General features: G+C 43.1%; 14 protein-coding genes and 2 pseudogenes. 8 read left to right on the top strand and 8 right to left on the bottom strand.

Translation table 11 applies throughout. The annotated features are described in order from the left end of the window. Window positions 1–124: 124 nt before the first annotated feature. The 7 genes and pseudogenes from feoA to WDV74_RS00645 form a co-directional block, all read right to left on the bottom strand. Window positions 125–352: a ferrous iron transporter A gene (gene feoA, locus WDV74_RS00615; RefSeq protein WP_074020765.1), complete on the bottom strand. Its 228-nt coding sequence runs from the start codon at window positions 350–352 to the stop codon at window positions 125–127. Window positions 353–1,082: 730 nt separating this feature from the next. After that, a pseudogene (locus tag WDV74_RS00620) lies at window positions 1,083–1,200 on the bottom strand (type II toxin-antitoxin system RelE/ParE family toxin); the annotation flags it as partial. 485 nt (window positions 1,201–1,685) lie between these two features. Continuing rightward, window positions 1,686–2,444, bottom strand: coding sequence for an MW1434 family type I TA system toxin (locus WDV74_RS00625; RefSeq protein WP_338884025.1), 759 nt, complete (start codon window positions 2,442–2,444; stop codon window positions 1,686–1,688). A gap of 79 nt (window positions 2,445–2,523) precedes the next feature. Next, window positions 2,524–2,931, bottom strand: a complete 408-nt coding sequence (locus WDV74_RS00630) for a hypothetical protein (protein ID WP_338884026.1) — start codon at window positions 2,929–2,931, stop codon at window positions 2,524–2,526. A 635-nt stretch (window positions 2,932–3,566) separates the two neighbouring features. Further along, window positions 3,567–3,971 (bottom strand): hypothetical protein, encoded by a 405-nt coding sequence (locus WDV74_RS00635; protein ID WP_338884028.1) that lies wholly within the window; start codon window positions 3,969–3,971, stop codon window positions 3,567–3,569. Between the two features lie 349 nt (window positions 3,972–4,320). Next, window positions 4,321–7,128 carry an inverse autotransporter beta domain-containing protein gene (locus tag WDV74_RS00640; protein WP_338884030.1) on the bottom strand — a complete coding sequence of 936 codons (2,808 nt, stop codon included), beginning with the start codon at window positions 7,126–7,128 and terminating at the stop codon, window positions 4,321–4,323. Between the two features lie 200 nt (window positions 7,129–7,328). Next, a complete protein-coding gene (locus WDV74_RS00645; RefSeq protein WP_338884031.1) occupies window positions 7,329–9,665 on the bottom strand; it encodes a Tex family protein in 2,337 nt (778 codons plus the stop codon). 275 nt (window positions 9,666–9,940) lie between these two features. On the opposite strand from WDV74_RS00645, the gene greB reads away from it, so the two are divergent. The 4 genes from greB to alaE all read left to right on the top strand — a co-directional run bounded on the left by greB (window position 9,941) and on the right by alaE (window position 13,087). Further along, entirely contained in the window at window positions 9,941–10,423 is a 483-nt protein-coding gene (gene greB, locus WDV74_RS00650) for a transcription elongation factor GreB (protein WP_338884032.1), read from the top strand. Window positions 10,424–10,523: 100 nt separating this feature from the next. Then, window positions 10,524–11,243 (top strand): two-component system response regulator OmpR, encoded by a 720-nt coding sequence (gene ompR / locus WDV74_RS00655; protein WP_338884033.1) that lies wholly within the window; start codon window positions 10,524–10,526, stop codon window positions 11,241–11,243. After that, on the top strand, window positions 11,240–12,253 hold the full coding sequence (locus WDV74_RS00660; protein WP_338884035.1) for an ATP-binding protein: 1,014 nt from the start codon (window positions 11,240–11,242) through the stop codon (window positions 12,251–12,253). The genes ompR and WDV74_RS00660 overlap by 4 nt, the downstream gene beginning before the upstream one ends. A 375-nt stretch (window positions 12,254–12,628) precedes the next feature. Next, window positions 12,629–13,087: an L-alanine exporter AlaE gene (alaE, locus tag WDV74_RS00665; protein ID WP_338884037.1), complete on the top strand. Its 459-nt coding sequence runs from the start codon at window positions 12,629–12,631 to the stop codon at window positions 13,085–13,087. Window positions 13,088–13,143: 56 nt separating this feature from the next. Here alaE and WDV74_RS00670 read toward each other — a convergent pair. Then, window positions 13,144–13,284 (bottom strand): annotated as a pseudogene (locus tag WDV74_RS00670) (IS1 family transposase); the annotation flags it as partial. Between the two features lie 365 nt (window positions 13,285–13,649). Here WDV74_RS00670 and pstS point away from each other — a divergent pair. From pstS to pstB, 4 genes are read left to right on the top strand one after another with little or no spacing between them, the layout of a single operon-like run. After that, window positions 13,650–14,672: a phosphate ABC transporter substrate-binding protein PstS gene (pstS, locus tag WDV74_RS00675; RefSeq protein ID WP_338884040.1), complete on the top strand. Its 1,023-nt coding sequence runs from the start codon at window positions 13,650–13,652 to the stop codon at window positions 14,670–14,672. Between the two features lie 31 nt (window positions 14,673–14,703). Then, window positions 14,704–15,663 carry a phosphate ABC transporter permease PstC gene (gene pstC / locus WDV74_RS00680; protein ID WP_338885499.1) on the top strand — a complete coding sequence of 320 codons (960 nt, stop codon included), beginning with the start codon at window positions 14,704–14,706 and terminating at the stop codon, window positions 15,661–15,663. Between the two features lies 1 nt (window position 15,664). Next, entirely contained in the window at window positions 15,665–16,573 is a 909-nt protein-coding gene (gene pstA, locus WDV74_RS00685) for a phosphate ABC transporter permease PstA (RefSeq protein ID WP_338884041.1), read from the top strand. Between the two features lie 49 nt (window positions 16,574–16,622). Then, on the top strand, window positions 16,623–17,417 hold the full coding sequence (gene pstB / locus WDV74_RS00690; RefSeq protein ID WP_338884042.1) for a phosphate ABC transporter ATP-binding protein PstB: 795 nt from the start codon (window positions 16,623–16,625) through the stop codon (window positions 17,415–17,417). Window positions 17,418–17,422 lie beyond the last annotated feature (5 nt).

A 17,422-nucleotide genomic window follows, 5' to 3' on the forward strand; every position in this document is an offset into this window, starting at 1 on the left:
ATACTTTCTGCCAATCAGGAAAGCGAATTCGTACCTTAGCTATACATTCAGTACTCTGGTTATATCGGGTTACAAAAAGTGTATGGACGATGGTTATTCTGAACCGAATCGTCTTAGGGCTTTGTTAATTCAGATCTTCATGCAGCATAAGAAATGCCAGGTCTTGCTTACGAAGGGTAAGGCTAACTCTGCGTGTTTCGATTTGTATTGGATCGCCCAATGGCGCGAAGCGAATGACCTGGAATGTGGAGCCAGGTAACATGCCGAGTGACAATAATTTTTGTCGGTAAGCTGGGGTAATCTCTGGAGAAAATCCCAGAATTTTATACCTACGTTCTGGAATAAGAACCATATAAATCTCCACTCTAACTGAAAAAATAAGTGATTATAAGAATTATTATCCTCAATAACGGGAGAACCACAAGGAAAAAGTATGGTAATTTCTCTGAATTATAGTTGTTAATGATAATAATACGCAACTGCGATGTCAGCTATTCATATTGGATAATATGGAAATGAATTGATATTAATCAAATTAATGGTGGTTTTATTGAAAATAAGTCATTATCAAGAATATTTAATATTCGGAAAAAATGCCTTATTTATCAGCTCTGTTAATGAACAGGGCTGATTGATTTTTATTTTATTATTAATTTAACAAATGATTGGCTTGAATTAGATTACCGGACGTTTTGGTATTCATAACTGAATGATTTTTCAATTAATGACAGCCCATTTATTGATTGTGGGCTGTGCTGAATTAATAATAATCTGTGAATAAAATGATTTAAACAGGAGCCGGCCGTCCCGAATTAATGCCTCTAGACATGACCAATGTGTCGTGGTTGAACGAGGAAATTTGCGAAAAAATTTTGGTCGGTTTTTCATGTGATTTTAACTATATGCATTAATCTCAACCAGATTGCCACATGAGTTACATCTGCAACTATCGTAGTGGTGTTCAGTATAATTGTTTGAATCTTTAAATAGAAAAATTTATTGATTTATCGTCAGGTAGTTTGACTCCCAATGTCATTTCACCACCAACCGATGATTGCGCAATCCCCAATTTGGTTTTTTCCGGTCTTATTACCAGCGCAAAGCACGATTGCGTTTCGATGGGTCAAATGCGAAAAATGCTCTAATTGGCTCACCACTATGCTGTATTCGAAGTTCTTTCATATTTGGATACCGCGAGCCATCTTTTTCTCCAAAGGGGACTCCCGCCGGCATAAGGCGAGAGGGGAATTTGGATGGGCTTGAAAAGCCCCAATATCCCTCAACCACGCTGATGTTGAATGTATTGCTTAATGACGTCCAGTGGGGCACCTCCACATGATCTGAATCACCGTTACTTTCTTTTAATGTAGCGCCAAAATCACGGTAGACCTCACTTGCATATTGATGAAACCACATGGCCACAAATACGCATTAATATCTGGCTTAACATTATAAAATCTGTTGACTCTCAGAGTGAATAATCTGCTGGGTTGTAAATTTAAAATCTACTGCTGATATTTTCCTGAATGCACAATACAGTGATAATAACCTCCATTGATCGTAAATATTATTTTCAATGGTAATATAATTATTTAATATGTGATCCATTTTATTTTGTCTGAACAAAAAGTTCAGAAAAACAAAAAGGCCATGCCGGAAGCATAGCCTTGAATTTAGGTTATAAGTTAATTATCATTCCACACCAAGCGAAGACGAAGTGTTTTACCTACGTTTTGTTGCAACAGGAAGTATCCTAAATTTTTACTCGAATCGCTTTGGGGGAAATTGTAGAAGAGTTTGTCATCCATATCACTAGTGATTCCATCTCCAAGAAAATAATGTACATCATCAACTATTACAGTGAGATTTTTACTAAACAATTCTATCAGTTTTTGACGACTCTCTTGGTTGTTATCATAGGAAACTAGAATAAATAACTGTCCATCAACCGACCAGAAGAACGCTGTTATGTTTATGTTCTTAATATCTGAATTATTCTTAATTAGCTTTAAGATACCAATGTGAGAAGATAATCCAGTTAGATAAGTTTGATTTGTATCAACATATCCCCAGGGGTGGTCAGTTTCAAATATTCCTACTCCCACGTTAAGATCAAATTCCAGACTGGGGGCCTGTAATTCCCAGTCACAAGCTGTTAAATCTTCTGGCGTTGGCTGCCAAGTGGTAATATTGTCTTGATTACGCTTCTCAATTAAAGGCGAGCTATCAGATACAAGATGTATGTATTCAACAGGATAGCTCCAATTACGCCTACACACTTTCTTGCCTAGATACACCTGAATGAGTGCCCACGGAGAAGAGCCAATAGGTGCAGTGATATCATTATCAATTTTAGTTGTAACTGTGACGTTAACCTTGAATTGGTCAGGGGTAAATGAACATTGTTGAGCAATATTACTGTCTGATTTATTTATTACTGACATAATTTCCTCACTTATTGATCATTAAAGTAAAAGGTCATTTCATTTACGTGATAATAATCAGTTTGAACAGTAACGTTCTTTAGCTATTCATGAATTCCGCCTGCTTCTGCTCAGGTTTTATTCCAGAGCCTTCCACATGGGCATCTATTGTGTATATTCCAGTTTGGGTTTGGTAGTTGTTAAGCGCAAGAGACGGTGTAAAGTAAATCACACCATCATCATCGGTTAATGTATCATTACTCCCATCAGCATTGGTGTATACTTGAGGTTTGCCATCCTCGCCCAATACGGGGTTCCCCTGTGGATCGGTTACGCTCAATTTAACTCTCTGGTTAGCTACCCCTTTATAATCTTCATCCGTAACTCTGACACCCATAGCATAATTCCCGGTCGCCGGAAGAGGGCCATCTGGGTACACGCCTATTATCACATTGTGTACCCGTGTGGAATCTAGTACCTGTTTTTCTTGCTGATTAACGTTAGACATAAACACCTCGCTTATATTCATTAAAGTAAAAGGTCATTTCATTCTACTGCTAAACCGCCAGTTGATATTACTTAAGTCAAATTTTTATCTCAATGGGATGCAATCACATGGCCACAAATACGCATTAATATCTGGCTTAACATTATAAAATCTGTTGACTCTCAGAGTGAATAATCTGCTGGGTTGTAAATTTAAAATTTACTGCTGATATTTTCCTGAATGCACAATACAGTGATAATAACCTCCATTGATCGTAAATATTATTTTCAATGGTAATATAATTATTTAATATGTGATCCATTTTATTTTGTCTGAGCGAAAAGTTCAGGCAAATAAAATAATTAAGACAAAAATCCACATATTGAAATTAAATTATTATTTGAATGCAAGCAAGTCAATTAAAATATGCAGATGTTATCACTTATTCAAGTTTATAACGTTATTAATAAATATTAATGCGATGTATAAACACAAACAGGGCATATTGGCATGAAAAAAGATACTCAATAACTTAAACCAGTGATAAAACAATATACTTTGTGATATAAACTATAGTAGAACCGGCTTTTTAATAAAAACCGAGTCTACACTTACGTGATAATAATCAGTTTGAACCGTAACTTTCTTTAACTATTTTAAGAATTGAATTCCACCTTCTTCTGCACAGGTTTTATTCCTGAACCTTCCACATAGGCCTCTATTGTGTATTTTCCAGTTTGGGTTTGGTATTTGTTAAGTTTAAGATACGGTGTAAAGTAAATCCAACCATTAGGATCGGTTAATGTATCATTACTCCCATCAGCATTGGTGTATACTTGAGGTTTGCCATCCTCGCCCAATACGGGGTTCCCCTGTGGATCGGTTACGCTCAATTTAACTCTCTGGTTAGCTACCCCTTTATTATCTTCACCCGTAACTTTGACACCCATAGTATAAAGCCCGGTCGCCGGTACAGGGCCACCTGGGAGCACTCTTATTTTCACATGGTGTACCTGTGCGGAATCTAGCACCTGTTTTTCTGGCTGATTAACGTTAGACATAAACACCTCGCTTATATTCATTAAAGTTCAAGGTTATTTCATTCTACGACTAAATAGCCAAATCATATTACTTAAGTTAAATTTTTATCTCAATAAGCGGTAATCACACAGTAATAAATACACACTAAAATCGGGTTTAGCATGATAAAACCTATCTATTCGTCGAGTGAGTGATGCGCTGGCGCGTAAATTCAAAGTTTACTGCTAATTAATCGGGGTTTTATTTAAGAGGAGAAATCACTTTGTGATAGAAAGTGAAAAAGCCCCGGCTTTTTACTGAACCTAAAAAGCCGGGTCTACATTTACGTGATGATAAAATAGCTATCCTTAATCTTAAGCAAAGTTAAAATTAAGGTGCATCAAAGCTCCTTGAATTGAAATCATTTGCACAGGGGTCTGATCCTGTTGGGGCATCCTGACCTAGATCTACGCCAACACATGGTATAAGTTTAGTTTGGTGGTTAGATGTAACTACAACTAACAACTTTCCTTCAGGCGATTGGCCGTCCTCTTTTGAGTTAAATGTTATCAAGCTTAGACCAGCACCAGTAAGTGACATCCATTTAATAGGAATATGCTCCTTCGAGTCTTTGGGCGCATTTTGAAAAGGCTTACCGTCAAACAGCATCTGCGCAGCATAGGTATAAGAATCCGTCTTATTCCCCAGAACTTTACCCGTTGGCGGGTCTTGTTCTACAAAAATGGGAGCAGTGAACGTTGGAAATGCGAATGTCACCGTCATTGGCTGAGTTGTTCCAATGCCATCCACTGAAGCCGTTACGGTAACGTCTTGAGCCGTACTACTGGTCAATGTTGCGGTAGCTTTACCGTCCTGTGGATTGGTCATACTACTGGAGGAAATTGTTACTTTGCTATGATCAGTCTCACTCTGCTCCGTTACATACCAGTTAACTTTCTTATTAGGCAGAGGGTTACCATTGCCATCCGTAACGGTAACTGTCAGGTTATGAGCTTTCTTTATCACTAAAGGGCCTTTATCCGATGTTATTGGCGATATCCCTACTCCTACTCGTTTGAAATCTACCGGATATGATGGTGATTGAACGGGCTTATGTTTCCCCACCTTGAGTGAAACAACTACATCCCCCTTGAATGCCTTAGTACTGGTTATGATTGCCTTTAAGTTTCCTTTGTCATCTGTTTTAGTATCTGGGGTTAGTGTTATGCCATATTTAGCGGCGTCTGATGGTTGATCGATATTCCAATGTGCATCACTAATGACTGTACCCTCTTTAACGGGGTTGCCATCAGCACCCAGGATAGTCGCCATAAATTGATATTGTGGGTAACCACCAGCCGATGCAGACGTTAATTTTTCGGACTTAATACCATCCTTACTAATACTATATAAACTGTCCATGTTTACATCAAAGCTGACCTCTCCCACTAATTGTGGAGCCTGGTTATCCAGTTTCAGGTACACTTTGACATTTTTATGTTGCTGTTGACTCACTAAGATCGGTTTGTGTTTGAAATGCCCGTTTTCATCAAGCACCCCAGAATTTGAGGCGTCCAAATTCTTCCATTGCAACTTCGTATCTGGGCCGATTTTAGGATCGGTTGTCCATTGAACATGGTTAATGGTGGCATTTTTTATCGGTGCATTATTGACCGTATCAAAGGTAATCACAGGGTCAAACGTATATCCGTCCTTTTTATCTCCCGTCGCAGGCAATGGTCCTGCTGGGGTAAAGTTAGCTGCTTCCTGTTTTTTCAGCATAAAGGGCCTGACAATGACACGCATTTCAGCAGGCGCTGATTTTTGGTTATTTTCCCATTCAGCCACAGCATAAATGGGGTAATTGTTATTTTGGTCACTGCCGGATAGATAGGTTGGCAGGGTAACTTTGATTGTGTTGCCGATCTGGGAAGAGAGCTTCCCACCATTCTGTTCAAACTCTTTGTTGGTTGCCCAACGAATCTGCTTAAGCGGAGACTCAGAAGAAAACTTGACTGTAACTTCCTGCTGACCCCCACTGTACCCGATGATATTATCCGGCAGCGACAATTGAGTGGCTGGCTTTGCCTGATGCTCAAGGACGATATGATTATTTCTTTCTACCAGATCATAACGGCTGCCCGCTAATGTCCTCGCCGTCGCCACGTTTTCTGGCGATAATTGCACACTCAAGGGAACACCCAATCGATAGCTTAAATTTGCCAAAAACTGAGTTTCGTTGTGCCCGTTTCCTTGTTTATAATCCACACCCAGAGTAAATAGCGGAACTGGGGTGTAAGACAGCCCCAGGGTAGCCAGGATGGGGTTTTTCTGTTTGGTGTCACGATCGAATAAAGTGACCTCATCGCCAAAATACTGCTCATAAGTCAGTTTGGCACCCAGATTAGGGTAAGCGGGTAAGAAAAACTCCCCACTAATGTCATAACCGTTGGCTGGGCGTTCGTAATAACCGACAAAATCCCGTGAGTCTTTCCAGTTACTTGCACGATAATAGGTATTAGCGGCCAGTTTAATGTAGTCTCCCCATATTTCTCCGCCCAGCCCAAGGCGCTGATTTCTACCGGTCAGGTCGTAGTCATAAAACGTATTCAGGCCATACATCCAGTCCTGATAAAAATAACGGCCACCTAACCCCAGGTTTATGGTATCTCGGCTATCTTTGTTGCGATAACCCAATTGGGAAAAGAACAGCCAATCCGCTTTATTATCATAGAGCGGCAGTAAAAGATCGAGTGAGCCGTTTTTTCGCTTTCCTTTTTTATCCAGTCCAAAATTAATTCTGGCAGTACCAAACTGTGATAGCCATTTTTGTGCCTCAGACGTTACCAGGCCGTTAACTTGCCCTAACGCATAGGATTTGGCTTGTTCGGCCAACTCTGAAGGTGAAGATGACAGGAAATTACCGGCCATTTGGAGGTTTCTAGCAATAACATTTTGTGTCTCAGCATCTGAGGTGTGATGATTTTCTACACCACTTTTTTTATGCGTATCCGAATTCAGATATTTTTTATCTAATCCATTCACTCGCCCGCCGATATTATCGTTCTCATCTGCTTTTCTCGTATCTCTTTCAGTTTTAAGCCACCCCTCTGCAAAGGAATTCGTTATTGTATAAGGTACTAATAACGTATAAAGAAAAAAGAGTAAAAATATGACCTTGCCAATATATGATAACATATTTACACACCTCGTATTAAATAATCGGATCCAGTCCTATTGTGATAATAATGGCGTATTTTATTTTTGCGTTATTAAAAATAGTTATCACGTGATAATGGTTTTTAATGAGTTAAGAGGTTGGTGATTTTAAATATTCTGAACTGGCTCAATGGAGCCAGTTCAGAAAATCATTTAAGTCATCTGACGTTTTTTATTAATTAACGTTTTCTATTAAAGGCAGCGGCCAATGCATCACTCATCGCGCTATTAGCTAAAGGCGCAGAGCCTGAACGTGAAATAGGGCGATTTCTGCCATTGCCGTTACGATTATTGCGATCCTGACGGTTACCTTCTTGGGCGCTACGGCGTGCTTGTATTTCACCGGGTTGCTCATCAAGACGCATGGTCAATGCAATACGCTTTCGGTTGAGGTCAACATCCATCACCTTCACTTTCACGATATCACCTGTTTTAACGACGGTGTGTGGATTTTCCACATAACGGTCGGATAGCGAGGAGATATGAACCAGGCCATCCTGATGGACACCGATGTCCACGAATGCACCAAAATTGGTCACGTTAGTGACAGTACCTTCCAAAATCATGCCCGCTTGCAGGTCGTTCATGGTTTCAACGCCATCGGCAAATGTGGCTGTCTTGAATTCAGGACGTGGATCGCGACCCGGTTTTTCCAGCTCTTTCAGGATATCGGTGACGGTCGGAATCCCAAATTTTTCAGTCGTGAACTCCTGGGCGCTCAGGTTACGCAAATTAGCCGGATTACCCATCAGTTCAGGCAGAGTTTGCTGAGTTGTTGCCAGGATCTTCTCAACTATTGGATAGGCTTCTGGGTGAACGGTTGAAGCGTCCAGCGGGTTATCACCCTGATTGATACGCAGGAAGCCTGCGCATTGCAGGAAGGCTTTTGGTCCCAGACGGGTCACTTTCAATAGCTGATTACGGTTGTCGAAACGACCGTTTTCATCGCGCCAGTTAACAATATTTTGAGCAACAGTGCGCGTCAGGCCAGCAACGCGAGTCAGCAACGCGACAGAGGCGGTATTCAGGTCAACACCGACGCTGTTTACACAGTCTTCAACCACGTTATCCAGTTTTTTCGCCAGCAAAGTTTGGCTGACATCATGCTGGTATTGACCAACACCGATGGATTTAGGTTCGATTTTCACCAGCTCAGCCAGAGGATCTTGCAAGCGGCGAGCGATGGAGACAGCACCACGCAGGGAAACATCCAGATCAGGGAATTCTTGCGCAGCTAATTCAGATGCGGAATAGACAGAGGCTCCCGCTTCGCTGACGACCACTTTCTGTGCCGTAACGTCAGGATACTGTTTCTGAACGTTGGCAAAGAAACGCTCTGTTTCACGGGATGCGGTGCCGTTGCCAATCGCAACCAGTTCCACTTGGTGTTTGGTGCACAGTGCTGCGACGGTAGCAGCCGCTTTGTTTTCCTGTCCGGTGTGCGGATAAATGGTATCGGTGGCAATCAGTTTGCCTGTCGCGTCAACCACGGCGACTTTTACCCCGGTACGCAAACCTGGGTCCAGACCCATTGTTGCACGCATACCCGCAGGCGCAGCCATCAGCAGGTCATTCAGGTTACGGGCGAATACGTTAATAGCCTCGTTTTCGGCTTTCTCACGCAGTGTGCCCATGAGTTCGGTTTCCAGATGCAGCAGTACCTTGATACGCCATGTCCAGCTCACCACTGTTTTGCGCCAATTGTCAGCCGGTGCATTGTTCAGGCGCAGATTCAGGTGATCGGTAATAATTTGTTCGCAGTGACTCTCTTTCGGTGCTTCTTCAAATTGTGGATCCGCATTCAAAGAGAGTTGCAGGATACCTTCGTTCCGTCCACGGAACATAGCAAGGGCACGGTGGGAAGGAACAACAGCAATGGCTTCGTGGTGGTCGAAGTAATCGCTGAATTTCGCGCCTTCTTCCTCTTTACCTTCGATAACCTTAGAAACCAGGTGAGCATTTTTCCATAAATAGTCACGTACCTTCGCCAGCAAGGTTGCATCTTCGGCAAAACGTTCCATCAGGATATAACGTGCGCCATCCAATGCTGCCTTGGTATCAGCAACGCCCTTGTCAGCATTGACATAGGCAGCCGCCGCCAGTTCTGGCTCTTGCTGTGGATCTTGCCATAGCAGGTCGGCCAGAGGCTCCAATCCGGCTTCGATGGCAGCTTGTCCACGGGTACGGCGTTTAGGTTTATAAGGCAGGTACAGATCTTCCAACTCAGTCTTGCTTTGCGTTGCGTTAATCGCTTCTGCCAGCTCAACGGTTAGTTTTCCCTGTTCCTCAATCGATTTCAGGATAGTCTGACGGCGGTTGGACAGTTCACGCAGATAACCGAGACGGTTTTCGAGTTGGCGGAGCTGTGTGTCATCCAGACCACCGGTGGCCTCTTTACGGTAACGGGCGATAAAGGGAACCGTATTTCCCTCATCAAGCAAGGAGATGGCAGCTAGGATTTGCTGTGGTTGAGCTTGTAGCTCACCGGCAATGATTCGACTTAAAGATTCATTCATGGTCTGTTTTCTTCAACTTCTTTAGGGTCTGTAGATATTCTGAAACATCGTCAGACAGAGCCGGATAAGATCAGATTTCATCTGAAACAGTATCGGCATGGTTCAAACTGGCTCCATTTATACGTGTTGAGCGCAATAATTTCCAGTTTAGCGCGATATTTCGATCATGTTGCGACAGAATTCATCAAATATCTTCTAGGTTGGGATTGGGTTGATGAGAGTTGATGAGATATAGTACTCCGCCATTAATCATCTTTTCTCAAGTGAGTTTTTTCATGGCCAAGAGTAATTATATTACCCGCGAGGGTTGGCATGCGCTTGATCAGGAATTGAAATATCTCTGGAAAGTTGAACGCCCCAAAGTCACCCAGGCTGTTTCAGATGCTGCTGCATTGGGGGATCGTTCAGAGAATGCCGAGTACATTTATGGTAAAAAAAGGTTAAGGGAAATTGACCGCCGAGTACGTTTTTTGTCCAAGCGTCTGGATGTACTGCAAATTGTCGATCCTGACCCGCGGCAAGAAGGAAAAGTCTTTTTTGGGGCATGGGTAAAAGTTGAAAACGAGTATGAGGAAGAACACCTATTTCGTTTGGTGGGAGCGGATGAATTCGATCCGGCTAAAAAATGGATCTCCATTGATTCTCCGGTGGCGAGGGCGTTACTGGGTAAGCAGGTTGATGATGAAGTCACGGTGATGACACCGAATGGCGCGGTGACTTACTGGATACTGGAAATTAGCTATCAGCCTTTGGCATAAGTTGCCTTAAAATACATGTGGTTAAGTCTCTATTGGAGTTATGGGTTTTCTTGTGAGAGTGATGGATGTTGCGGGCATGGAGCATCTTAGGAGCTGAAACATGCAAGAGAGTTATAAGATCCTTGTTGTTGATGATGATATGCGCTTGCGGGCGTTACTGGAACGTTATTTATCCGAACAAGGGTTTCAGGTGCGTAGTGCCGCAAATGCAGAGCAGATGGATCGTTTATTGACCAGAGAATCCATCCAATTGATTGTCCTGGATTTAATGTTACCGGGTGAAGATGGGTTGTCTATCTGTCGCAGGCTGAGAAGTCAGCATAACGCGATCCCGATCATCATGATATCCGCGAAAGGGGAAGAGGTTGATAGGATTGTTGGGCTTGAAATTGGCGCTGATGATTATCTTGCCAAGCCTTTTAACCCGCGTGAATTGTTAGCACGTATACGTGCTGTTCTGCGGCGGCAAGCGAAGGAATTGCCGGGGGCGCCGACGCCGGATAATGCGGTGATCAAGTTTGGGAAATTTAAACTTGATCTTGGAACGCGTGAAATGTTCAATCGAGATGAATTATTACCTTTGACGAGTGGGGAATTTTCCGTGTTGAAGGTGTTGGTTTCTTATCCACGAGAGCCATTATCACGGGATAAGTTGATGAATTTGGCTCGGGGGCGAGAGTATGGTGCGATGGAGCGTTCCATTGATGTCCAGATTTCCCGTTTGCGTCGCCTGATTGAAGAAGATCCTGCCCATCCACGTTATATCCAGACGGTCTGGGGGCTGGGATACGTTTTTGTTCCTGATGGAAACAAGGTATGAAAAAGCCCAGTGTGAAAAAGTTTTGGCTTTCTCTGCGTACTTTGTTTTTCCGTGTCCTGTACTTAGTGCTGGGCAGCTTGCTGTTCAGTACTCTGATCACCTTACTGCTGGTGGTATTAGAAGCACTCCCTTTTAACGCGGTATTTCCCTATCTCTTTATCAGTGTTTTTGCGATGGCATTGTCTGTGTTTATGGTGTTTTGGCGATATTCCGCTATCCAGAAACACTCATTAAAGGCGATGCAAAAAGCCGTTATCGACATAAGAAAAGGAAGAAGAGGCTCATCAGTGCCTGAAATGGGGATGCCCGCTATTCGTGCCGTAATTAGGGCGCTTAACCAGTTGTCGATAGAACTGAAATCACAGGAAAGTGATCAGGCGGTATTAATAGCTGGCGTGAGCCATGACTTGCGTACTCCGCTTACCCGTATCCGTCTGGCGATGGAAATGATGGAGGGAAAAGATGATTTTCTGACAGAATCTATCCATCAGGACATTGAAGAATGCAATGCCATGATTGATCAATTCATTGATTATCAGCGAGCAGGGCAGGAGATGCCGATGACATGCTGTGAATTGAATGGGTTGCTTGAAGAGGTGATGACAGCAGAGCAGCGTTGTGCGGTAGATACCGATATTGAAAATCGTTTAGCTACCAGTTCAATTTTCATTTCAGCCCACCCCTTTTCCATCAAACGTGTACTGGTCAATTTGTTTACTAATGCCCGTCGTTACGGCAATGGGTGGATCCGCATCAGTAGTGGCTCAACAGAAAAATTTGGCTGGTTTCAAGTTGAGGACAACGGCACTGGAATGACGAAAGAAGAAGCCGCTGTTTTATTCCAACCTTTTATGCAAGGAAATAATAGACGTGAAATAAATAGTGGCGTGGGGCTGGGGCTGGCGATCATCCGCCGTATCATTGATAGCCACGGGGGAGATATTCAAGTGGGGAGCAGTGAAAAACAAGGGTTATCAATTCGTATCTCTATTCCGTTGAGTACAATATGATGAAAATCGCGTTGAACGCAAAATAAGGCACGGCTGCAACTTTAATACCGCTTGTTTAAGTGAAAGCGGCCTCTCTTTTGCCATGTGTGCTATCTCCAGTTGTACCCGATAAAGATCTCCCATCATTTCTGATAAATTCCTTACCGCTTTTGGCTTCTCAGAACAGGGTATATTAATAAATTATATATTTTTGCATAATTCAGAACAAAATTTCGCTCCATCAAGATTATTGGTTTTTATAAGTCAATTCAGCAAGAGTGATATTCAATAATTCCCTGTATAAATAGATAAAATCAGCAATTAAAACTAAAGAGCTTGCTTGTCAAACAAAACTTAGCCTGTTAACTTCGCGTTGGATAATAGAGGAATAAAGACATGTCTGTAGAAGCATCTCAATTTGATAATAAAAGAAAGATCAATTTTTTTGCTGATATATTTGCATTAAATACTTTTTGCTATCTTATTTCATTACCCATTGAACTTGGGTTTGCACAGATGAGTTTTTCAACCCATTTGCAAGCCCGTTTTATCGGTCTTTTTATTATTACAACAACAGCCAGACCCTTTGGTATTTGGCGAGATTGGATCTTTAAAAAATTTAAATTATCTAATGAAGATAAAGGCATAAAACCTTACCTTGTTGATACTTTAGCTTACCTTTCCTTCGAGATGCCATTATATATTACTAATCTTACTATTAGCGGAGCATCTTTAGAACAGATGATTAAAAGCATTCTTTTTTTCGCTTTTATTGCTGGTATGGTAGGACGTCCATATGGTATTTATAGAAACTTCATTAGAAGTAAGCTATTTAAGCTCGACTCAAGCTTGTAAAAGACAGGGAGATATAATAAATGGAAGAAGGGCGTGTATTAATCCGTTGATGAGTGTCAAATACAGTTATTACTGAATGTACCAATGATCTTATCGTGTAGTTTGGGGGTAGAATAATTCAGTGTCTTACGATTGAGTTGCTTAATTCGGATGCGTAAAGTTAAATTCTCCCGTTCAATGCCTTGAGTAAAAATCTTCCTGACAAAAATCGACATTTCACTTCAACCGTCGCTATTTAATTTTTCTGAAAAATGGCGGTTATATACAACCGCCAACGGGTTGGATACCTATACCAATCTAACTTCAAGATGCATGTGATTTCTCCCCGCGAGGCGGGGAGAAATCAGGTTTCATAGCGTGTTGTCAATGGCAACTTGAAGTTTAATGCGTATAAAACGTTCTGTCATAAAAATGTCATAATTCATACATCTTATTGTCATTGAATTCGTCTATTTTCATTATTGAATCATTTTGTTACCTAAAAATCAGACTGTCAGTGATACCTGACATTTGTGTTTCATTAATGATGCGTATCCCAGTAGGAAATCCAACAGGAGATAGTATGAAATTAATGCGTACCACCGTGGCGAGTATCATGGTTGCTGTATTTGCCATGACATCCCTGTCTTCATTCGCGGCCACCAGCCTGACGGGGGCGGGTGCGACGTTCCCTGCACCGATATATACCAAGTGGGCGGATTCTTATCAGAAAGAAACGGGCAACAAAATCAATTATCAAGGCATTGGCTCTTCTGGTGGTGTAAAACAGATTGTTGCCAATACGGTCGATTTTGGTGCCTCTGATGCCCCGCTTTCTGATGAAAAATTGGCGACTGATGGCTTGTTCCAGTTTCCAACGGTTATCGGTGGGATTGTGCTGGCGGTGAACATTACCGGTGTTAAAGCCGGTCAGTTGGTTCTGGATGGTAAAACACTGGGTGATATTTATCTGGGTAATATCAAAAAATGGAATGATTCAGCGATTACCAAGCTGAATCCCGATCTCAAATTGCCAGAGCAAAATATTGCCGTGGTTCGTCGCGCTGACGGCTCAGGGACCTCCTATGTTTTCACGAGTTACCTGTCCAAAGTTAACGGCGATTGGAAACAAAAAGTTGGGACGGGTTCGACCGTCAAATGGCCAACAGGATTGGGTGGTAAAGGTAATGACGGGATTGCTGCATTTGTTCAGCGTCTGCCGGGCTCGATTGGTTATGTCGAGTATGCCTATGCGAAGCAGAATCACCTGGCTTATACCAAACTGGTTTCAGCGGATGGTGCCGTGCTAGCGCCGACCGAAGAGAACTTTAGTGCAGCGGCCAAAGGTGCGGATTGGAATCGCAGTTTTGCGCAGGATCTGACAAACCAGAAAGGCGATCATGCGTGGCCAATTACCTCGACTACATACATTCTCATCCACAAAAAGCAGGCAAATGCTGCCAACGGTGCCGAAGTGCTGAAATTCTTCGATTGGGCTTATAACAATGGCAAACAACAGGCGAAAGATCTGGATTATGCCACCCTGCCGGAAGAAGTGGTCAGCCAGGTGCGTGCAGCATGGAAGAGTAATCTCTCCTTTTATTAAGGGGAAATAACCTAAAATGAGAATGAAGCGTATGGCCGAACGTAAAACGGCACTGAAAGCACCGAGCAGAAAGGGTGACATTATTTTCAGCGCCTTGGTGAAGTTAGCGGCGCTGTTAACTTTATTTCTGCTGGGAGGCATTATCATTTCACTGATCATTGCTTCCTGGCCGAGTATACAAGCATTTGGTTTTGCTTTCTTATGGCGTAAAGAGTGGGATGCGCCGGCAGGGGTGTTTGGCGCATTGGTGCCGATTTATGGCACATTGATGACTTCGTTAGTTGCCCTGATTATTGCGGTTCCCGTGAGTTTTGGTATTGCCCTTTTTCTGACGGAATTGTCACCAAACTGGTTAAAACGTCCATTGGGTGTGGCGATTGAGTTATTGGCCGCGATCCCCAGTATTGTTTATGGCATGTGGGGGTTGTTTGTTTTCGCTCCGCTGTTTGCCACCTATTTCCAGCAACCCGTTGGTGATGTGCTCTCCAGCATTCCCATCGTAGGGGCGCTATTCTCCGGTCCTGCTTTTGGCATCGGCATTCTGGCGGCGGGTGTCATTCTTGCCATCATGATTATCCCCTATATCGCTTCTGTCATGCGCGATGTGTTTGAACAAACCCCTGTGATGATGAAAGAGTCGGCTTATGGCATCGGTTGTACAACATGGGAAGTGATTTGGCATATCGTCTTGCCTTATACCAGGAATGGTGTGATTGGCGGTGTGATGTTGGGACTTGGCCGGGCATTGGGAGAAACAATGGCAGTCACCTTTATTATCGGTAATACCTACCAACTTGATAGTTTGTCGCTGTATATGCCGGGGAACAGTATCACTTCTGCATTGGCAAATGAATTTGCTGAGGCTGAATCTGGCCTGCATACCGCCGCATTAATGGAGCTGGGACTGATTTTGTTTGTCATCACTTTTATCGTATTGGCGTTGTCAAAATTAATGATGCTGCGTCTGGCAAAAAATGAGGGGCAGCGCTGAGATGACAACCATCAATAAGCCACCTCCACATTTAGTCGATACAGTAAACGAAGCGGACATGAAAAGCCGTCGCCGTATGCAATCATGGCGTCGCCAGAAAAACCGGCTGGCGCTGATGCTATCCATGATGACGATGGCATTCGGTTTATTCTGGCTGGGCTGGATTTTAATCTCTACCGTCACTAAAGGTATCGATGGTATGTCGCTGGCGTTGTTTACTGAAATGACGCCACCTCCCAATACCGAGGGCGGCGGGCTGGCAAACGCCATCGTTGGCAGTGGTTTGCTGATCTTCTGGGCGACGGTGTTTGGCACGCCATTGGGGATTATGGCGGGAATTTATCTGGCGGAATATGGTCGCCGTTCATGGCTGGCAGAAATTATCCGCTTTATTAATGACATCCTGCTTTCAGCACCTTCGATTGTTGTCGGATTATTTGTCTATATGGTTGTGGTGGCCAAGGTGCAACACTTTTCTGGTTGGGCTGGGGTAATGGCGTTAGCACTGTTGCAGATCCCCATCGTTATTCGCACGACAGAAAATATGCTGAAATTAGTGCCGGATAACTTGCGTGAAGCTGCTTATGCCTTGGGAACACCGAAATGGAAAATGATCTCTGCCATTACGTTGAAAGCCTCGATATCAGGCATTATGACCGGTGTGTTACTGGCTATTGCTCGTATCGCTGGTGAAACGGCTCCATTGTTGTTCACCTCGCTTTCCAACCAGTTCTGGAGTACCGATCTTAACCAGCCGATGGCAAACTTGCCTGTCACTATTTTCAAGTTTGCCATGAGTCCATTCTCTGACTGGCAGCAGTTGGCATGGGCGGGAGTATTGCTGATCACCCTGTGTGTATTGCTCATTAATATTGTGGCGCGTGCGCTGTTTACGAAGAAAAAACACTAATATTTTTTCAGCAGAATAAAAGCAGAAGGTATTCAAGAGATAAATATTGATGAATAAGGCTAATGACGTTATTTCAGTAAATAAAATCGCAGAAAGTAAAATCCAGGTGCGTGCTCTGAATTTCTATTACAGCAAGTTCCATGCGTTGAAAAATATTACGCTGGATATTGCACAAAACAAGGTAACGGCATTCATCGGGCCATCGGGCTGTGGCAAGTCCACATTACTGCGTACTTTCAACAAAATGTATGAATTGTACGGGGATCAGCGCGCTGAAGGTGAAATTATTCTGGATGGCACCAATATCCTGACAGACACACAAGATATTGCCTTGCTTCGTGCCAAGGTTGGGATGGTCTTCCAGAAACCAACACCATTTCCGATGTCCGTTTACGACAATATTGCTTTCGGGGTGCGCCTGTTTGAAAAACTACCCAGAACAGAGATGGATGAACGAGTCCAATGGGCATTGACCAAAGCGGCATTGTGGAATGAAACTAAAGATAAATTACACCAGAGTGGGCATAGCCTTTCTGGTGGCCAGCAACAGCGTCTGTGCATTGCCCGTGGTATTGCCATTCGTCCAGAGATCTTGTTGTTGGATGAACCTTGTTCGGCACTTGATCCCATCTCGACAGGACGCATTGAAGAGTTAATCAGTGAACTGAAATCGGAATATACCGTCGTGATCGTCACCCACAATATGCAGCAAGCGGCTCGCTGTTCGGATTACACCGCATTTATGTACCTGGGTGAACTGATTGAATTTAGCGATACTGATAGATTATTCACCACACCGAAGATGAAACAGACCGAAGATTACATTACTGGCCGTTACGGTTAATACGG

It is taken from the genome of Xenorhabdus sp. TH1 (assembly GCF_037260955.1).
Lineage (GTDB): Bacteria > Pseudomonadota > Gammaproteobacteria > Enterobacterales > Enterobacteriaceae > Xenorhabdus > Xenorhabdus griffiniae.

Coding starts and splice junctions, on each gene's coding strand:
- feoA (WP_074020765.1), bottom strand. CDS start 352: ATGGTTCTTATTCCAGAACGTAGGTATAAAATTCTGGGATTTTCTCCA.
- WDV74_RS00625 (WP_338884025.1), bottom strand. CDS start 2,444: ATGTCAGTAATAAATAAATCAGACAGTAATATTGCTCAACAATGTTCA.
- WDV74_RS00630 (WP_338884026.1), bottom strand. CDS start 2,931: ATGTCTAACGTTAATCAGCAAGAAAAACAGGTACTAGATTCCACACGG.
- WDV74_RS00635 (WP_338884028.1), bottom strand. CDS start 3,971: ATGTCTAACGTTAATCAGCCAGAAAAACAGGTGCTAGATTCCGCACAG.
- WDV74_RS00640 (WP_338884030.1), bottom strand. CDS start 7,128: ATGTTATCATATATTGGCAAGGTCATATTTTTACTCTTTTTTCTTTAT.
- WDV74_RS00645 (WP_338884031.1), bottom strand. CDS start 9,665: ATGAATGAATCTTTAAGTCGAATCATTGCCGGTGAGCTACAAGCTCAA.
- greB (WP_338884032.1), top strand. CDS start 9,941: ATGGCCAAGAGTAATTATATTACCCGCGAGGGTTGGCATGCGCTTGAT.
- ompR (WP_338884033.1), top strand. CDS start 10,524: ATGCAAGAGAGTTATAAGATCCTTGTTGTTGATGATGATATGCGCTTG.
- WDV74_RS00660 (WP_338884035.1), top strand. CDS start 11,240: ATGAAAAAGCCCAGTGTGAAAAAGTTTTGGCTTTCTCTGCGTACTTTG.
- alaE (WP_338884037.1), top strand. CDS start 12,629: ATGTCTGTAGAAGCATCTCAATTTGATAATAAAAGAAAGATCAATTTT.
- pstS (WP_338884040.1), top strand. CDS start 13,650: ATGAAATTAATGCGTACCACCGTGGCGAGTATCATGGTTGCTGTATTT.
- pstC (WP_338885499.1), top strand. CDS start 14,704: ATGGCCGAACGTAAAACGGCACTGAAAGCACCGAGCAGAAAGGGTGAC.
- pstA (WP_338884041.1), top strand. CDS start 15,665: ATGACAACCATCAATAAGCCACCTCCACATTTAGTCGATACAGTAAAC.
- pstB (WP_338884042.1), top strand. CDS start 16,623: ATGAATAAGGCTAATGACGTTATTTCAGTAAATAAAATCGCAGAAAGT.